This window comes from Pseudomonas sp. MF6751 (assembly GCF_016613265.1).
GTDB classification, from domain to species: Bacteria; Pseudomonadota; Gammaproteobacteria; order Pseudomonadales; family Pseudomonadaceae; genus Aquipseudomonas; species Aquipseudomonas fluorescens_BV.
In genome coordinates this window covers 63,835-80,252 of sequence record NZ_JAENSV010000002.1, presented here as the reverse complement: position 1 = coordinate 80,252, position 16,418 = coordinate 63,835, and the positions used below count along the sequence as shown (strand labels likewise).

Annotated in this window: 16 protein-coding genes and 1 other RNA gene; 9 read left to right on the top strand and 8 right to left on the bottom strand. The window is 58.8% G+C overall.

Annotated features, from left to right (window positions below; translation table 11 throughout):
• Positions 1-2: 2 nt before the first annotated feature.
• From JJD66_RS02185 to JJD66_RS27960, 4 genes are read left to right on the top strand one after another with little or no spacing between them, the layout of a single operon-like run.
• Positions 3-1,403 (top strand): YfjI family protein, encoded by a 1,401-nt coding sequence (locus JJD66_RS02185; RefSeq protein WP_200647510.1) that lies wholly within the window; start codon positions 3-5, stop codon positions 1,401-1,403.
• Positions 1,396-1,749 (top strand): hypothetical protein, encoded by a 354-nt coding sequence (locus tag JJD66_RS02180; RefSeq protein ID WP_200647509.1) that lies wholly within the window; start codon positions 1,396-1,398, stop codon positions 1,747-1,749. The genes JJD66_RS02185 and JJD66_RS02180 overlap by 8 nt, the downstream gene beginning before the upstream one ends.
• Positions 1,733-2,713, top strand: coding sequence for an integrase domain-containing protein (locus JJD66_RS02175; RefSeq protein ID WP_200647508.1), 981 nt, complete (start codon positions 1,733-1,735; stop codon positions 2,711-2,713). Before JJD66_RS02180 ends, JJD66_RS02175 begins: the two co-directional genes overlap by 17 nt.
• Positions 2,710-2,979 carry a hypothetical protein gene (locus tag JJD66_RS27960; protein ID WP_234452145.1) on the top strand — a complete coding sequence of 90 codons (270 nt, stop codon included), beginning with the start codon at positions 2,710-2,712 and terminating at the stop codon, positions 2,977-2,979. Before JJD66_RS02175 ends, JJD66_RS27960 begins: the two co-directional genes overlap by 4 nt.
• A 169-nt stretch (positions 2,980-3,148) precedes the next feature.
• Here the strand turns inward: JJD66_RS27960 and JJD66_RS02170 are convergent, their stop codons facing one another.
• The 5 genes from JJD66_RS02170 to JJD66_RS02150 all read right to left on the bottom strand — a co-directional run bounded on the left by JJD66_RS02170 (position 3,149) and on the right by JJD66_RS02150 (position 10,072).
• The gene (locus JJD66_RS02170) at positions 3,149-4,405 is read right to left on the bottom strand and encodes an integrase domain-containing protein (protein WP_200647507.1); all 1,257 of its coding nucleotides are present in this window, start codon (positions 4,403-4,405) and stop codon (positions 3,149-3,151) included.
• A 185-nt stretch (positions 4,406-4,590) separates the two neighbouring features.
• Positions 4,591-4,987, bottom strand: a transfer-messenger RNA (tmRNA) gene (ssrA, locus tag JJD66_RS02165).
• Positions 4,988-5,081: 94 nt separating this feature from the next.
• Entirely contained in the window at positions 5,082-5,360 is a 279-nt protein-coding gene (locus JJD66_RS02160; protein WP_020301768.1) for a hypothetical protein, read from the bottom strand.
• Between the two features lie 136 nt (positions 5,361-5,496).
• A complete protein-coding gene (locus JJD66_RS02155; RefSeq protein WP_200647506.1) occupies positions 5,497-8,307 on the bottom strand; it encodes an FAD-binding and (Fe-S)-binding domain-containing protein in 2,811 nt (936 codons plus the stop codon).
• 70 nt (positions 8,308-8,377) lie between these two features.
• On the bottom strand, positions 8,378-10,072 hold the full coding sequence (locus JJD66_RS02150; protein ID WP_020301770.1) for a lactate permease LctP family transporter: 1,695 nt from the start codon (positions 10,070-10,072) through the stop codon (positions 8,378-8,380).
• A gap of 251 nt (positions 10,073-10,323) precedes the next feature.
• Between JJD66_RS02150 and JJD66_RS02145 the strand changes: the two genes are divergently transcribed.
• Positions 10,324-11,091: an FCD domain-containing protein gene (locus JJD66_RS02145; protein ID WP_014719963.1), complete on the top strand. Its 768-nt coding sequence runs from the start codon at positions 10,324-10,326 to the stop codon at positions 11,089-11,091.
• A 27-nt stretch (positions 11,092-11,118) separates the two neighbouring features.
• On the opposite strand, the gene smpB is transcribed toward JJD66_RS02145, so the two are convergent.
• Complete coding sequence (gene smpB / locus JJD66_RS02140; protein ID WP_014719962.1) at positions 11,119-11,601, bottom strand: SsrA-binding protein SmpB; 483 nt, start codon at positions 11,599-11,601, stop codon at positions 11,119-11,121.
• Positions 11,602-11,768: 167 nt separating this feature from the next.
• Between smpB and JJD66_RS02135 the strand changes: the two genes are divergently transcribed.
• A complete protein-coding gene (locus tag JJD66_RS02135; protein ID WP_003194226.1) occupies positions 11,769-12,203 on the top strand; it encodes a type II toxin-antitoxin system RatA family toxin in 435 nt (144 codons plus the stop codon).
• Entirely contained in the window at positions 12,196-12,498 is a 303-nt protein-coding gene (locus JJD66_RS02130) for an RnfH family protein (RefSeq protein WP_200647505.1), read from the top strand. Before JJD66_RS02135 ends, JJD66_RS02130 begins: the two co-directional genes overlap by 8 nt.
• 305 nt (positions 12,499-12,803) lie before the next feature.
• Here the strand turns inward: JJD66_RS02130 and JJD66_RS02125 are convergent, their stop codons facing one another.
• Positions 12,804-13,331, bottom strand: a complete 528-nt coding sequence (locus tag JJD66_RS02125; RefSeq protein WP_019817954.1) for an outer membrane protein assembly factor BamE — start codon at positions 13,329-13,331, stop codon at positions 12,804-12,806.
• A 98-nt stretch (positions 13,332-13,429) separates the two neighbouring features.
• Here JJD66_RS02125 and fur point away from each other — a divergent pair, with 98 nt between their 5' ends.
• A complete protein-coding gene (gene fur / locus JJD66_RS02120) occupies positions 13,430-13,834 on the top strand; it encodes a ferric iron uptake transcriptional regulator (protein WP_003194220.1) in 405 nt (134 codons plus the stop codon).
• A gap of 85 nt (positions 13,835-13,919) precedes the next feature.
• Here the strand turns inward: fur and recN are convergent, their stop codons facing one another.
• On the bottom strand, positions 13,920-15,593 hold the full coding sequence (recN, locus tag JJD66_RS02115; protein WP_105228516.1) for a DNA repair protein RecN: 1,674 nt from the start codon (positions 15,591-15,593) through the stop codon (positions 13,920-13,922).
• 254 nt (positions 15,594-15,847) lie between these two features.
• Here recN and grpE point away from each other — a divergent pair, with 254 nt between their 5' ends.
• Positions 15,848-16,408: a nucleotide exchange factor GrpE gene (grpE, locus tag JJD66_RS02110; RefSeq protein ID WP_034126999.1), complete on the top strand. Its 561-nt coding sequence runs from the start codon at positions 15,848-15,850 to the stop codon at positions 16,406-16,408.
• Positions 16,409-16,418: the final 10 nt, after the last annotated feature.

Sequence of the window (16,418 nt, the reverse complement as noted above, 5' to 3'; positions counted from 1 at the left end):
CCATGCAGCAGTTAGATCCGAAGCTTGAACTACCACGACCGCCTCGACCGCTGATTGAGTCGAATCCCGTGGCCCAGCCTTATCCGGTGCAGGCACTGGGTGGGATTCTTGGGCCTGCGGTTGAGCGCATGGCTGAGGTCATCGGTGTGCCCCAGGCACTGGCTGCGCAATCAGCGCTGGCTGCCTCGGCGCTGGCCACTCAAGGTCATGCGGGCTTACAGCTCGACGGGAGAAATTATCCCCTGTCGCTGTACCTGATCACGGTGGCTGCGTCCGGTGATCGCAAGACCGCTGCAGACCGATCCGCACTGCTGCCAGCGCGCCAATGGGAGCGGGAACAGTGGCAACATTATCGTGAGCAGCTCTTTCGGTACCGTGCCGCACAGCGACATGCGCAGCGTATCAATCCTGCCGATCCCGCCCCCACAAACAGCGTACCGCTCGAAGCGGAGCCTTCAGCCCCTCGGCTGATCACCACAGACCCGACGATCGAGGCCCTGATCAAGGGGCTCTGCCATGATTTGCCGAGCATGGGGCTGTTCTGTGACGAGGGCGGACAATTCCTTGGCAGCAGCACCATGAGTCGGGACAACCGTTTGAAAGCGGTCACGACCTTGTCGTCACTTTGGGACGGTAGCCCCATTGATCGTGCTCGCTCTATGGCAGGCGAAAGCCTACGAGCATATGACCGACGCCTGAGCCTGCACCTGATGCTGCAACCGTATCTAGCCATGCAGTTACTCAGTGACCCATTGCTGCAGGGGCAAGGCATTCTAGGGCGCTGCTTGATGACCTGGCCAACCAGTCTAGCCGGGCAACGTAGCTACCAGGCTGTCGACTTGTCCAAAGACGCCGCCCTCAAGCGCTATCATCACCGCCTTTCGGCTCTGTTTTATCAGCCTTGGTCACTTTCCGCTGACGGAGCCTTGCAGCTGTCAAAGCTGAGTCTCAGTCCGCTGGCGCGTCGTCGGTGGATTGATTTGCATGATGCTATCGAAGCTCAGCTGGGGGAGTTTGGCGAGCTGGCCAGCGTACGGCCCAGCGGATCAAAGGCCGCCGATAACCTGCTGCGCGTCGCCGGCATTCTTGCAGTTGTGGAGGAGAGCAGCGTCGTGGAGGTCGACCATATCCAACGGGCCTCCGCTTTAGTCGGCTACTACCTCAACGAGATCCAGCGCCTGACTGAGCAGGAGCCGGTGTGTCGAGTAAAAGAGGAGGCAGACCGGCTGCTGCGATGGCTACAGGTCAAAGATTGGAAGCGTTTCAGTATTCGTGAATTGAATCGCAACGGTCCCCGCTTTGCCCGCAAGAGCAGTCGTCATGCCGCCAAGCTGCTGGTCGAGTTGATTGATCATCAGTGGTTGATCACCGATGGCCACACCTTCGAGGTGCGCCATGTTTAATCTCGATGAAGCGCTGCGCAACCATCTGGCTCAGCGTCAAAAGGAGCCCAAAGCGCGATTTGTCGCCGCTACTGTCGCCACTTTGTCGCCACGCTCAAAACCAGGCAGGACAAGGGTTGTCGCCGATGTCGCCAGTGTCGCCACCACCCATAAAGCTATCGCCTCTACGACAGCCATTATTCAATGGTTGAAAGAGGAGGGGGCGCATCTTTACGTCACCGACAACACGCTGTGTTTTCGCCCGACTGATTGGGCTCAGTTCGCGATTGTAAGTGCGCACTGGCGAGCCCTTTTGCATGATCTCGCGGCAGTCGATCAGGAACAGAAAAATGGCTCGGGTCGGTAAGCGAGCGGGGCGCAATTTCGGCTTCGGTCGCCAGCTTAGCTATGCTGGACCGCAAGCACTGAAAGACCTGTTTGGCGACGGCCATTTTGCTACCGTCAAAGCCCATAGTGATCGCTGGCAGGCGTTCGTGCATTGGTGTCGATCCGATGAAGGACCGAGGGTCAACGACGCGCGCCATATAGACCGCGAGATCCTCATGCGGTACGCCGTCCACGTGCGGGAGCAGGTTGATCAGGGCAACGTCGGCATTGCCACCGCGCAGAACCGACTGTCCAGCGTGAACCGAACGATGGCCGCGCTGCGCGGTGATCAGTACGTCAAAATCCCGAGTCCGAGTAAGGCGCTTGGCTTGCAGCGCTCAAGCGTGCGTAGTGAGGCTCCGCAAGGCCAAGACCGTGCGCAGGTCGAGTTGATCGCGCGGGCGCTGTCAGATCGTCAGCAATCGAGGGTGAGTGCCATTGTGCTCCTCGCCCGTGAGACTGGTATGCGCCTGCGCGAAGCGATCCTGGCCGATCTGGCCCGACTGCAACGTGAGGTTCGGCAACTGGGCAAGATCAACATCCAGGATGGCACCAAAGGTGGTCGATCAGGGGCCTCGGCACCGCGCTGGATTACGGCAACGGATCAAGTTCGCGATGCCCTGGATTGGGCCAGCGCGACCTCACCCAATGGCAGCCGGAATTTGTTGGCGCCCGACGAAAGCTACAAAGACTTTATGCAGGCAGTTGTGCGACCGGCACGGGACATCCTGCATGAGTATGGATTGAAAGGTTTTCATGAGCTGCGGGCGGCTTACGCCTGTGAGCGCTATGAGCAACTAATCGGCTTTCCAGCACCCGTTAATGGTGGTCGTGTTCATCAAGAGGATCGAGCACTCGATCAGCGAGCCCGTAAGCAGATCAGCCACGAGTTGGGACATAACCGCATCGATGTGGTGAGTGCCTACATCGGAGGCCGGCGATGACGGCCGAGTTCGACATAGCGTTGTTCCTGCGCCCCGTGCTCAAAGGTGCACATGCCACGCGGCAGCGGCACATCAGGCAAGCAGAAAGGATGCACGAGGCTATTCGTGAGCGCTGGGGTTGCGCGACTCCCTGGTCTTGGAGAGATAAGCACGTGAGATGGTTTCTGGAGCACTACCTGCGATGCTCAGCTCCAGCTACCGTCTACTACTACGACTTAACAGCAGGGTTGATCCGCCGCAGAAAGGCAAAAGTCGTGGTTGCCTGATAGACCTTTAAGCGTGAGCCCCTGAGTATGGGAATGCGGAGCCTTCCCTTACTCAGGGGCTTGGCTGAAGAGGCGCAGGCATACCAGAGAAGATCTAGCGACCGTCGTCACTCCTTTCGCCCTGCTACACGACACGGATCGTAGCCGGTGTCGCGTACCTTTTGGATGCTCAGCGAATTGGTACGACATTGCGGTCCCTGGTTTGATTGATAGCCGATGCCGACAGGCTGCCGGTGGCCGCGTTCTGGATATGTTCACTCCACCAAGCCATCATCGGACGCCGGCGTTCGATGTAGTCAGTCCTGTTGTAGGCGCTACGAACTTCGTCCTTGTCGACATGCGCCAGCGCGACCTCGATCAGTTCCGGATCCCAGCCATGCTCATTCAGGATGGTGCTCGCCATCGAGCGCAAGCCGTGGCTGACTAGACGGTCCTGAAAGCCCATGCGCTTCAACGCCATGTTGGCGGTCTGGCTATTGGCATGGGTGCGGGGGTTTCTATCTGAGGGGAACACGTACTCTCTGTTACCACTGAGTTGCTTGAGCGTTTCCAGTAACGAAAGTGCCTGATCGGTGAGGGGGATTGTGTGCGGGCGCCGCTTTTTCATGCGCTCTGGCGGAATGGTCCAAATGCGTTTGTCGAAGTCGATATCTGCCCATCGTGTGGTGGCTGCTTCGGCGGGGCGGGTCATCGTGTGCAACTGCCATTCGATCAGGCAGCGGGTCGTGCGCTTGATGCTGGCATTCGCGATTTCCATCATGAGCTCGGGAAGCTCCTCAGGTGGTAGCGCAGCCATGTTCTCTTTCTTGGGTTTCTTGAACACCGCCCGAATTCCATTGAGGGGGTTCGCAAATATCAGCCCGGAGTTGACCCCGTAGGTCATGATCTCGTTGAGTCGTTGACACAATCGTTTCACGGTTTCGAGGCTCCCTTTGGCCTCGATGGGGCGAAGGATCTTGATAACCATCGGAGCGGTGATTTGAGAGAGCGGCGTTGTTTTCATGCTTGGGAAAACATGGAGTGTCAGCGATCTCCAAATGTCTTCGGCGTAGGCTTTGGTTACGGAGTCTTTCTTCAGCTCGAACCAGGCGGTGGCCACCTTCTCGAAAGTGTGTTCAGTCTCAGCAAGTTTGGCTTGCCTTACTTCATCACGCTGGGTTTTGGGATCAGTGCCCAAAGCGAGCAGCTCACGCGCCTCTGCGGCTTTCTTCCGGGCGTTGGCTAGCGAAAGGTCGGGGTATGGACCAAGCGCCATATTGATACGGCTTCTGGTCAGGGGCTCGCGGTAATTGAAATTCCACATCATTGAACCGCTCGCGCGGACTCGAAGCTGTAAGCCATCGCCGTCGCTGAGGACGAAATCTTTACCAGTTGCCTTGACTGCCTTGAGCTGGCGATCGGAGAGGCGGGTTGCGTTAGTAGGCATGGGGCTACCTCCAGCACCGTTTTGGTATCCTGAAAATAGCATTTGGCAGTCCGGGATACCACCTGGGATACCAAAGCGGCTGGAACTCAGAAACTCTCCAAAGCTCCCATAAGCGCTGAAACCCCTGTATTCACTGGATTTCAGGCACAAAAAAAGACGTCCGTGGACGTCTTTAGATGATGAGGTGGTGGAGCCGGGGGGATTTGAACCCCCGTCCGCCAGTACTCCGCTGTCGGTACTACATGCGTAGCCGTTTCTATTAAGTTAACCCTCAGCGACCCGAAGGGCAGGGTGCTTTGGGCGAGTTGTGTAAGTTTTAGCCGCTTCGTCCACAACGTACTGCACGGCGATTCTGTTCTATATGACAATCACTTTGGGTTTACAGACATCCCCTGGTGATTGCTGGACCCGAAGGTACCAGAAGCTCAGGGCTAAGGCTGCTTACGCAGCGAGAGCGAATTCCTGGCCGTAGTTTTCGTCATTGGCAACTATAAGAAGTTGCAACAGTGGATTTACGAGTTCTGTTACCAACTCGGCATGCACCTAAAGTTTCGCGACCGGCGTCGAATCCTAAACGGCCCCGTGCTTGTAACTCGTTGTTTCTTAGTGAGTGACAAGCCTGTGCAGTGTACGCCAAAACGTCAGCGAAGGCCAACCCGAAGGTTGGCCCTCTCGCTTACTGGCCGCCTTTCTCGCTGTTTTGCAGGTCTTGCAGGGCCTTGGAGGTGATTTCGATGCATTTCTTCTCATCACCGGCGGCGTGGGCGGCCTTGGCCTGGGAGACGGCAGTGTCTATTTCGCCACTTTTACCGCTGGTGTCGGTGGCGAGCAGGGCTTTGCCGTTGTTGATTTTGTCCAGGTTGATCTGGCACAGGTCTTTGTCACCGGCGGCGAAAGCGGGGGAGGCGAGCATCGCAGCGGTCATGAACAAGCCAGCAAGAGCGGAACGCTTCATAGGGTGTCTCCTTGCGCAAAAGGGCTCGACGCTGCTGGCGTGCAACCGCTGCCAGCGACATCACTGATGGGCCTCGTTTGTCGAGGCCTATGCAGATGACTGCGCCGGTGCGCGAGGGTTCGGTTTTTTTGCCGGGTCAGTGGGCGCGGGCGCGGGTGACGCGGTCTACCAGGTAGACCAGGCCGTGGTAGTCGATGCCGCCATGCTGGCTCAGGCCGATCTCGCAGGTGCGGCTGGTGGAGATGCCTTCGCTGCAATATTGCACGGCGTCCTTGAGGGAGCGCAGGGCGTGGGCGTTGAGCTCTGGGGTGGTGAAGCCTTTGTCGCCGGCAAAGCCGCAGCAATGAATGCCTTCGGGGATCGCCACGGTTTTTGCGCAGCGGCGGGCCAGTTCGATCAGGGCCTGGCTTTCGCCCAGATGTTGGGTGCTGCAGGTGACGTGTACGGCGATGGGTGCTTCCTGGGGGGTGAAGTCGAGGCGGTCCATCAGGTGGGTGCGGATAAAGCGCACTGGGTCGTAGAGGTCCAGGCGCGTTTCTCCCAACTCTTGCACCAGGCGCAGGGTGCAGGGGCTGGTGTCGCAGTAGATCGGGTCGAGGCCGCCGCGGCTGGCGTGGAGCAGGGCGCCGATCAGTTCCTGGCGCTTGTGTTCGGCCTGCTCGGCGTAGCCTTTGGACGCGAAGGGTTGGCCGCAGCAGAGGCTGTCCTGGTTGTCGGGGAAGACCACCTGGTAACCGGCTTTTTCCAGCAGATGGCGGGTTTTGTCGTACAGCGACATTTGCTCTTTATCGCCGGCTGCCGGGCCCATGGCGCGGGAGACGCAGGCGGCCAGGTAAACCACGCGTGGGCGCGCGTCCGTCACTGCCGGGCTGAAGCGGATGGCCTTTTCGGGCTGTGGCATGGCGTTGGTCCACTGCGGAATTTGCCCTTTGGACAGCTTGGTCAGCGTGCTCGAGAGCTTGGCCAGCCGTGGAGCACCCAGCAGCATGCGCGCACCGTTGGCGACGTGCAGGGTAAAGCGCGCACCTTGCAGTGCGGTGGCGAAATGGCTGGCGAGCCAGTCGGCGGTTTTCGTACGGTCGGCCTCGCGGCTGCGCAGCTTTTTCACCAAGTCGCCGGTATTGATGCCTACAGGGCAGCGTTGCGCGCATAAGCCGGTGGCGGCGCAGGTGTCGATGCCCTGGTAGTGGTAGGCCGCTTCCAGTTCGGTGGTGTCCACGCCTCCGCGTTTTTTGGCCTGGATATCGCGCCAGATCACGATGCGCTGGCGCGGGCTCAGGGTCAGGCCTTTTGATGGGCACACCGGCTCGCAGAACCCACACTCGATGCACTTATCCACAAGCTCATCGGCGGCGGGCAGGGGCTTGAGGTGTTTGAGGTGGATCTGCGGGTCTTCGCTGAGCACCACGTCCGGGTTGAGGATGCCGTTGGGGTCGAGCAGGCGCTTGAGCTGCCACATCAGTTGATAAGCGTCGCTGCCCCATTCCAGTTCAACGAACGGCGCCATATTGCGGCCGGTGCCGTGTTCAGCCTTCAGCGAGCCACCGAACTCTACCGCCACCAGTTGCGCAACGTCGTCCATGAACGCTTGATAGCGTGCGACTTCTTCGCTGCTGTTGAAGCCCTGGGTGAACACAAAGTGCAGATTGCCTTCCAGGGCGTGTCCGAAAAGGATGGCTTCGTCGTAGTGATGTTTGTCGAACAGTGCGATCAGGCGGTTCACGCCAATCGCCAGTTGTTCGACCGGGAAGGTCACGTCTTCGATGATCACGGTGGTGCCGGTTTTGCGCACGGCACCTACGGCCGGGAAGGTGTCTTTGCGGATGGCCCACAGGCGCGCGTTTTCCAGTGGGTCTTCGGTGAAGTCGACTTGTTTCTCCACGGGAAACGCCGCCAGGGACGCCATGATGCGCGTCAGTTGTTCGTGCAGCAGTGATGACGAAGCGGCGCGGGATTCGATCAGCAGTGCGCAGGCGTTTTCCGATAGGTGCTGTACGAAAGCAGGCATGCCCGGTTTGTCCTGTACCGAGCGCATGCTGCGTCGGTCCAGCAGTTCAACGGCGGAGACTGGCTGGGTTTTCAGCACGGTGACGGCGTTGCAGCAGGTTTCGACATCCGGGAAGACGATCAGCGCCGAGGCTTTGTTGGGGTGATCGATCACGGTGTCGTAGGTGACCGCACTGATAAACCCCAGGGTGCCCTCGGAGCCGACCAGCAGGTGGCTGAGGATGTCCAGCGGGTCATCAAAATCCACCAACGCATTGAGTGACAGGCCGGTGGTGTTTTTCAGTCGGTATTTATGGCGAATCTTTGCCGCCAGCTCAGTATTTGCCCTTGTTTCGCGTCCCAACAGGGCCAGGCGTTCAAGCAGTGCGCTATGTGACTGGCGGAAGGCTTGCACGCTGGCGGCATCTTCGGTGTCCAGGCGGCTGCCATCGGCCAGCACCAGGCGGATGCCCGCCAGGGTGTGGTAGGTGTTTTGTGCCGTGCCGCAGCACATGCCACTGGCATTGTTGGCGACGATACCGCCGATCTTGCAAGCATTGATGGACGCTGGGTCCGGGCCGATCTTGCGCCCGAACGGTGCGAGCCAGGCGTTGGCCTGGGAGCCGATGACGCCGGGTTGCAGGCGTATTTGGGTGCCTTGCCCGCGAATTTCGCGGTGGTTCCAGTTATCACCCAGCACGATCAGCACCGAGTCGCTGATGGCCTGGCCCGAGAGGCTGGTGCCTGCGGCACGGAAGGTCACCGGCACGCGGTCGCGCTGGGCCAGTTGCAGCAGGGTTACCACTTCGTCTTCTGACTCCACGCGAATCACCAGCTGTGGGATCAGTCGGTAGAAGCTGGCGTCGGTGCCGAAGGCGAGGGTGGAAAGTGGATCGTCGAAGCGGCGATCTTGCGGGATCAGTTGTGCGACGTCGCTCAGGAAAGCAGCAGGCAGGCTCATCGGTCCTCCAGAAATAGCAGACGCCGGAAGGATGCCCCGGCGTCGATTCTTACCCTATTACGTGCAGGTCTCAGTGCACCAGCATACCGGTGAACCAGTACGCCTGCGCCAAGGTGATCAGCCCGACGATGGTGGCAAAAAACAGGCTGTGCTTGAGGGTAAAGCGGAACAGGTCGGACTCCTTGCCCACCAGGCCGGTGGCGGCGCAGGCCACGGCGATTGATTGCGGCGAGATCATTTTGCCGGTCACGCCTCCGCTGGTGTTCGCGGCTACCAGCAGGGTGTCGTTGACGCCGATCTGGTGCGCAGTAGTGGCTTGCAATGAGCTGAACAGGGCGTTGGATGAGGTATCGGAGCCTGTCAGGAAAACCCCCAGCCAGCCAAGGAATGGCGAGAAGAACGGGAAGGCGGCGCCGGTGCCGGCCAGAACCAGGGCCATGGTCGAGGACATGCCGGAGTAGTTGGTGACGAAGGCGAATGCCAGCACCATGCCGATGGACAGGATCGGCCAGCGCAGCTCAAAGAAGGTCTCTTTTAAAGTGGTAAGACCAGTTTTTACGTCGATTTTCAACACCAGCATGGAGACCAGTGCCGAGAAGAAGATTGCAGTACCGGTGGCCGAAATCGGGTCCAGCTTGAAGACGGCCGGGATGGCGGTGGGGTTGGTCACGATGGGCGCGACTTTAACCACCAGTTGATCCAGGTGCGGGATCGCAAAATTGAACACCCAGCCGTACATCGAGCCGCCCGCGGCGAACAGGGCCTTGAAGGGTTTGAGAGTCCAGATGGTCACCAGTACGGTGAGGATCAGGAACGGCGACCACGCCTTGAAAATTTGCCCCAGGCTGTAGGGCGAAACCACGGTGTTGCGCGGCAAGCCGAAGCCACCGGCGCTGGAAGTGACCGCCACGCTGGATGTAGCGCCGGCAATTTGTGCGCCTGCGGTGCGCTTGGGTTGCCAGACTTTCAGGAACAGCGTCAGGGCAATCAGGCTGGCGAGTGCCGAGGTGATGTCCGGCAGCTCAGGGCCAATGAAATTCGAGGTGAAATATTGGGTGACGGCAAAGCTCAAGCCCGCCACCAGGGCTGCCGGCCAGGTTTCGCGAACGCCGCGCAGGCCGTCCATCATGAACACCAGCCAGAACGGCACGAACAGCGACAGCAGCGGCAGTTGGCGGCCGGTCATGGCGCCAATCTTGAACGCGTCAATACCGGTGACCTGGCCGGCGACGATGATCGGAATGCCCAATGCGCCGAAGGCCACAGGCGCGGTATTGGCGATCAGGCACAGGCCTGCGGCGTACAGCGGGTTGAAACCCAGGCCTACCAGCAGCGCGGCGGTGATCGCCACGGGCGCGCCGAAACCGGCCGCGCCTTCGAGGAAGGCGCCAAAGCAAAAACCGATCAGCAACACCTGCAAGCGCTGGTCGTCGGTGATCGACAAAACGGAGCTGCGGATGATTTCGAACTGGCCGCTCTTGACCGTCAATTTGTACAGGAATACCGCTGCGACGATGATCCAGGCGATGGGCCACAGGCCGTAGGCAAAGCCATAACCGGCTGCAGCCAGCGCCATGTCTACCGGCATCTGGAAGGCGAAAATGGCGACTAGGATCGACAGGGCCAGGGTGATGCTGCCGGCCACATGGCCTTTGAGGCGGAACACGGCCAGCGCCAGGAAGAAGAATACGATGGGAATGACGGCGGCCAGTGCGGACAGGCCGAGGCTGCCGAGTGGGCTGTAAAGCTGTTGCCAGGTTTGCATATGGGGTGGCCCCTGATTGTTGTTGTTTGATGAGCTTGGATAATTGGTAATACCAATTTACAATCGCTGTGGGCTAGATTAAGAGGCTGGGCAGGGGTGTGTCAATTTGCCGCCTGCGAAACTTTGGTCGTAGGTCGGTAGGCGGGGTGTTCTGATCGGCGAAATTGAAGGCGTTCTGATAGGTGCTGCCGGCACGTCGATAGGCCAGAATAGGGGCCCCGGCGAGTGGTCGGGATGGTGGAGAGTGAGTTATGGGGTTTGATCAGGTGCGTCAGCGCCGTTTGTCTGACGATATTGTCGAGCAGCTTGAGGGGATGATTCTCGAGGGCACGCTGAAGTCGGGCGAGCGCTTGCCGGCCGAGCGCGCGTTGGCTGAGCGCTTTGGTGTATCGCGCCCGTCGTTGCGTGAGGCGATTCAGAAACTGGCGGCCAAGGGGTTGCTGGTCAGTCGCCAGGGCGGTGGTAACTATGTGGTGGACTCCCTGGGTTCGACCTTCAGCGATCCGCTGCTGCACTTGTTGGAAAGCAATCCCGAAGCGCAGCGCGATCTGCTGGAGTTTCGCCAGACCCTTGAGGCTTCGTGTGCTTATTACGCGGCGTTACGCGCCACGGAGGTTGACCGTGAACGGCTGACCGCAGCGTTTGAAGCGTTGCAGGATTGCTATGCGCGCGCCGACGAGGTGAGCCGAGTGGAGGAGGGTGCTGCGGATGCAAGGTTTCACTTGGCGATTGCCGAAGCCAGTCATAACGCCGTGTTGCTGCACACCATTCGCGGGCTGTTCGACCTGCTCAAGCGTAACGTAGTGACGAATATTGGTGGCATGTACCAGCAGCGTACCGAGACCCGCGACATGCTGATCAATCAGCATCGGGACTTGTACCTGGCCATCATCGAGGGGCGGGCGGAGCAGGCGCGCGAAGTCTCGACACGGCATCTGCTGTATGTGCAGGAGGTGTTGGAGGAGGTGCGTCAGGAAGTGCAGCGTGTGGCTCGGGCGGAGCGACGCAAAGGGATGTAGCCCGCCTGGGCTACACCGTCACAAGGATTACTCTTCCTTGCCTTTGTTGCGCACGGCGCGATGCAGCTCGCGATTGGAATCGCGCTCGCGTTCGGTGTCGCGCTTGTCGTATTCCTTCTTGCCCTTGCCCAATGCGATCTCGCATTTGACCAGGTGCTTGCTCCAGTACCAGGACAAGCAGACGCACGCGTAGCCTTTTTGCTGCACGGCTGCGGCGAGCTTTTCGAGTTCGCGGGCATTGAGCAACAGCTTGCGCGTACGCACCGGATCGGCAATCACGTGGGTGCTCGCGGTGGTCAACGGGGTGATATGACTGCCAAGCAGCCATGCCTCGCCATCCTTGAGCAGCACATAACTGTCGACCAGCTGCAGTTTGCTGGCACGCAGACTTTTTACTTCCCAGCCGGCCAGGACCAGACCAGCCTCGAACCGATGTTCGATGAAGTAATCGTGTCGCGCTTTTTTATTTTGCGCGATGGTCCCTGTGGGGTGTTTCTTTTGTTTAGCCATAGGGGCGGCATTATAGGGAGTTGCGAGCGTGTCGGCTACGGTCAACCTGTGTGCTTGAGCGAGTTGGACGAATCCCGGACAATGCGGGCAGTTCTTTGGTTTTTTTCTCTCGCGGATTGGGCTGTTCTTTCGCGATGTTTGCCTTAAGCAGTGGAAGTAACGCTCACATGACGACGCATATTCAACGTTCGGCCCTGTTGCCCTATCCGGCGCAGGCGCTCTATGACCTGGTCAACGACGTGGCGCGTTACCCGGAGTTTCTGCCTTGGTGCTCGACAGCCGAGGTTCTGGAGAGCAGTGACGAGCACATGGTTGCCAGTGTGGGGGTGGCCAAGGGCGGCCTCAGCCAGCATTTTGTGACGCGCAATGTGCTGGTGCCGGGCCAATCCATCGAAATGAACCTGCAGGAAGGGCCGTTCACCCAACTGCACGGTGTGTGGGTGTTCAAGGCGCTGACGGACAAGGCCTGCAAGATTAGCCTGGATCTTTCGTTTGATTATGCCGGGCCGATTGTTCGTGCGACTTTAGGGCCTTTGTTCAATCAGGCAGCCAATACCCTGGTGGACGCATTCTGTCAGCGCGCCAAGCAACTGCATGGTTGAGATCGAGGTGGTGTTCGCCGCCGAGGATCGCCAGGTGTTGCTGGGGGTAAAGGTGGCTGAAGGCACTAATTTGCGCGAAGCGGTGCGGGCGTCGGGAATGGCGGCGCATTTTCCTGATGTTGATCTGGCTGATTGCCCGCTGGGTATATTTGGCAAGGTTGTCGCGGATGCCGGGACGCGTTTCGTACAAGCGGGCGACCGTATTGAGATCTACCGGCCTTTGCTGGCCGACCCTAAAGAGGTGCGCAGGTTGCGCGCGGTCAAGGCGGCATTGGCCAGGCAAACGAATTCTTGAGCTTGCCAAATGGCAGCCTAGCTATCTGGAGCGCCGCGATCCAACTGTGGGAGCTGGCTTGCCTGCGATGACGCCCTGATAGCCAGCGCATATCTGCCTGATGCCCGCGATCCAAATGTGGAAGGGGGCGGTTCCGATAGCGGATATGTACTCGATCTGATCCAGGATCCTGGTCGACTGTCAGATCGCTTTCGCAGGCAAGCCAGCTCCCACAGGTTCAGCGTCGCACCAAGGTTATGTAGATGCCTATGTAGATGGCAGGCAACAAAAAGCCCGGCATGCCGGGCTTTTTATCGAGCGCAAAATTATTGCGGGCTGGTGTCCAGAGGCTCAGGCGTCGGGACGGGCACGGTTTCCACGTTGTCGATGTCTTTCTGGATGGTGTCCAGCAACGAACCTGGCTTGGCCGGTACCTCGGATTTCGGTTTTTCGGCTTCTTGCGCAGGTGCGGTCACGTTGGTGCCGCTGTCCTTGCCCAGCAAGGCTTCATCGCGGCTTACGCCGGGCATGAAGTCACCGGACAGGCTCACGAGCTGGTCATTGCCATTGAAGATGACACTGACGCGCTCCTGCTGGCGTTCACCGCCACCAGGCTGCAGGCTGTAGAGATAATCCCAGCGATCGGCATGGAAAGTGTCGGTCAGCAGGGGATTACCCATGATAAACCGTACTTGCCGTCGGGTCATTCCCGGGCGTAACTGGTCTATCATGTCCTGCGTGACGACATTGCCCTGCTGGATGTCGATTTTGTAAACCCCGGGGAATGAACAACCGGCGAGTGCGAGCAGTCCCACAAAGGTGAAACTGGTTAGCAAGAGCTTGGTGTTTTGCATCGGTGGGCGACTTCCACTATCTTGGCTGGGACAACGTAAACGCCGATCATACCCGTATTAAGAGAAGCTGCGAAGCAGCATCCGCGAGAAAGCTAACCATGGTTGAAAATAGCGAACTACGCAAAGCCGGTCTCAAAGTGACTCTGCCACGAGTCAAGATTCTACAAATGCTCGATTCTGCTGAGCAGCGCCACATGAGTGCCGAAGATGTTTACAAGGCGCTGATGGAGTCTAACGAGGACGTCGGCCTGGCCACGGTCTACCGTGTACTGACCCAGTTTGAAGCCGCAGGGCTGGTGGTTCGTCATAATTTCGACGGCGGTCATGCGGTGTTTGAATTGGCTGACGGTGGTCACCATGACCACATGGTTGACCTGGATACCAACGAGGTTATCGAGTTCACTAGCCCTGAAATCGAAGCGCTGCAGCACAAGATTGCTGAGGAGCATGGGTTCGATTTGGTCGACCACAATCTCGTGTTGTACATCCGTAAGAAAAAGTAAAAATCGACGCAGTTTTGCTTTGCGAAACGATTGAAGGCGACCCTCGGGTCGCCTTCGTGCTTTCTATAGAGTGGAAAATGTCGCTTCAGGCCTTCGCGGCCACCACCATTTTTTTCGCGTGAGCCAAGGACTCCTTGGTCAAGTCGATACCGCCGAGCATCCGCGCCACTTCTTCCACCCGTTCCGACTTGTTCAGCTTGGAGACGGCGGTGTGTGTCGCGTCGCTACCGCGCACCTTATGCACAAACAGGTGCTGATGCCCTTGGGCTGCCACTTGCGGCAAGTGGGTCACCGTAAGCACCTGGCCGCGATCCCCCAGGCGACGCAGCAATTGGCCAACAATTTCTGCGGTTGGTCCGCCAATGCCCACATCCACTTCATCGAATACCAGGGTGGGTACGCGTGAGGTCTGGGCGGTAATCACTTGGATCGCCAGGCTGATCCGCGAGAGTTCGCCGCCGGAGGCCACTTTGGCCAGGGCCTTGAGCGGTTGCCCGGGGTTGGCACTGACCAGCAGTTCGACGTGCTCCAGCCCATGGGGCTGCAATTCTTGACTGGCGTTGGGATGCAGCTCGATGGTGAAGCGCCCGCCTGGCATGCCCAGGCGTTGTATTTCCAGTTCAACGGCGCTTGCCAGGCTAGTAGCTGCCTGCTGGCGCAGAACGCTCAGCTCCCGGGCTTTTTCCTGATAATGACGGGCAAACGAAGCGAGCTCCTCGCCCAGTCGTTCGATGGATTCGTCGTTCGCGTTGAGTGTTTCGATTTCATCCAGCAGTTTCTGCTGCATGGTTGCGACTTCAGTCGGCTGGATTCGATGCTTGCGAGCCAGGGTATAAATAGTGTCCAGGCGTTCTTCTATTTCCTGCAGGCGAGCTGGGTCAGCGTCGAAATGGTCCAGGAAACGATTGAGTTCGCCCACGGCTTCCTCGACCTGGATCTGTGCGCTGGTCAGCAGGGTGGTCGCTTCGCTCAGTGAGCCGGAAGCATTGTTCACACTGGACAGGCGGTTGAGGCTGGCGGTCAGTGCGTTGAGCACATTGCCGGAATCGCTCTCGCTGCATTGCTCGACCACTTGGCGGCAGATGCCCAGCAAGGTTTCGGCGTTGGTCAGGTTCTTGTGTTCCTGCTCAAGTTGCTCCAGCTCTGTCTCACCCAGGCCAAGGCTTTCGAGCTCTTCCAATTGGTAGCTGAGCAACTGGTGGCGGGCGCGTTGTTCGTCGCCGGAGTTGGAGAGGCGCTCCAGTTCCTGGCGTGTCTGGCGCCAGCGTTGGGCGGCCAGTTGAACTTGCCGGGAAAGATCGGTGGCGCCGGCGTACTCATCGAGCAGGCGACGGTGGGTATCGGTTTTCAGCAGGGATTGGTGTTCGTGCTGGCTGTGGATATCGATCAGCAATTCGCCCAGGGCTTTCAGGTCGCCCAGTGGGCAAGGCGTGCCGTTGATATAGCCGCGGGAGCGCCCCTCGGCGGTGATCACCCGGCGCAGAATGCAGGGGCCTTCATTATTAAGGTCGCGCTCGGCCAGCCATGCTTCGGCTTCGGGTATGTCCGCCAGGTCGAAGGTGGCCAGGATGTCGGCCTTGTCGGAGCCAGGGCGTACCACGCCACTGTCGGCGCGGTCGCCAAGCGTCAGGCCGAGGGCGTCGAGCATGATCGACTTGCCGGCGCCGGTTTCGCCTGTGATTACGCTCATCCCGCGATCCAGTTCAAGATCCAGATGTTCAACGATGGCGTAGTTATGTACAGACAGGTGCACGAGCATGACGGCCGCTCCCAGGCTTTAGGTCTGGTTATTTATACAGTGTTTTGTTCAAGCCTGACAATCCTGACACTTAGCTCGATTTGCTTGAGTCTCGAATTTTTTTAGCGCGATGTGGAATGAGCGAGAAGGAAATGATCCAGGTCAGTCGAAAGACTTTTGGTAACGCCTGCGCCCTTGAACCTGGAAATTGTGGCCCCATATACCGGAGCAGAAGCGCGAGTTGAGTTCGCGCATGATTTTGAAAGGAGAAATCTATGGCTGACGAACAGACGCAGGATACGCAAACTCCAGACGCCAATTCGGCTGCCGGTGATGAGCTGGCGACTCGTGTGCAAGTGCTCGAAGAGCAATTGGCCGCTGCGCAGGATCAATCGTTGCGTGTTGCCGCCGATCTGCAGAACGTCCGCCGCCGTGCCGAGCAGGATGTAGAGAAGGCCCACAAGTTCGCGCTGGAAAAATTCGCCGGTGACCTGCTGCCGATTATCGACAGCCTGGAGCGTGGTCTTGAGTTGTCCAACCCGGACGATGAAAACATCCGCCCAATGCGCGAAGGCATCGAGCTGACCCTGAAAATGTTCCAGGACACCCTGAAGCGTTATCAGTTGGAGGCTATCGATCCGCAAGCCGGCGAGCCGTTCAATGCTGAACATCACCAAGCCATGGCCATGCAGGAAAGCCATGACCTGGAGCCCAATAGCGTCATCAAGGTGTTCCAGAAGGGCTACCAGCTCAACGGTCGCCTGATGCGTCCGGCAATGGTGGTGGTGAGCAAGGCTCCTTCACCCGTTGCACCTTCTATTGATGAGCAGGCTTGAAATTCGCCGT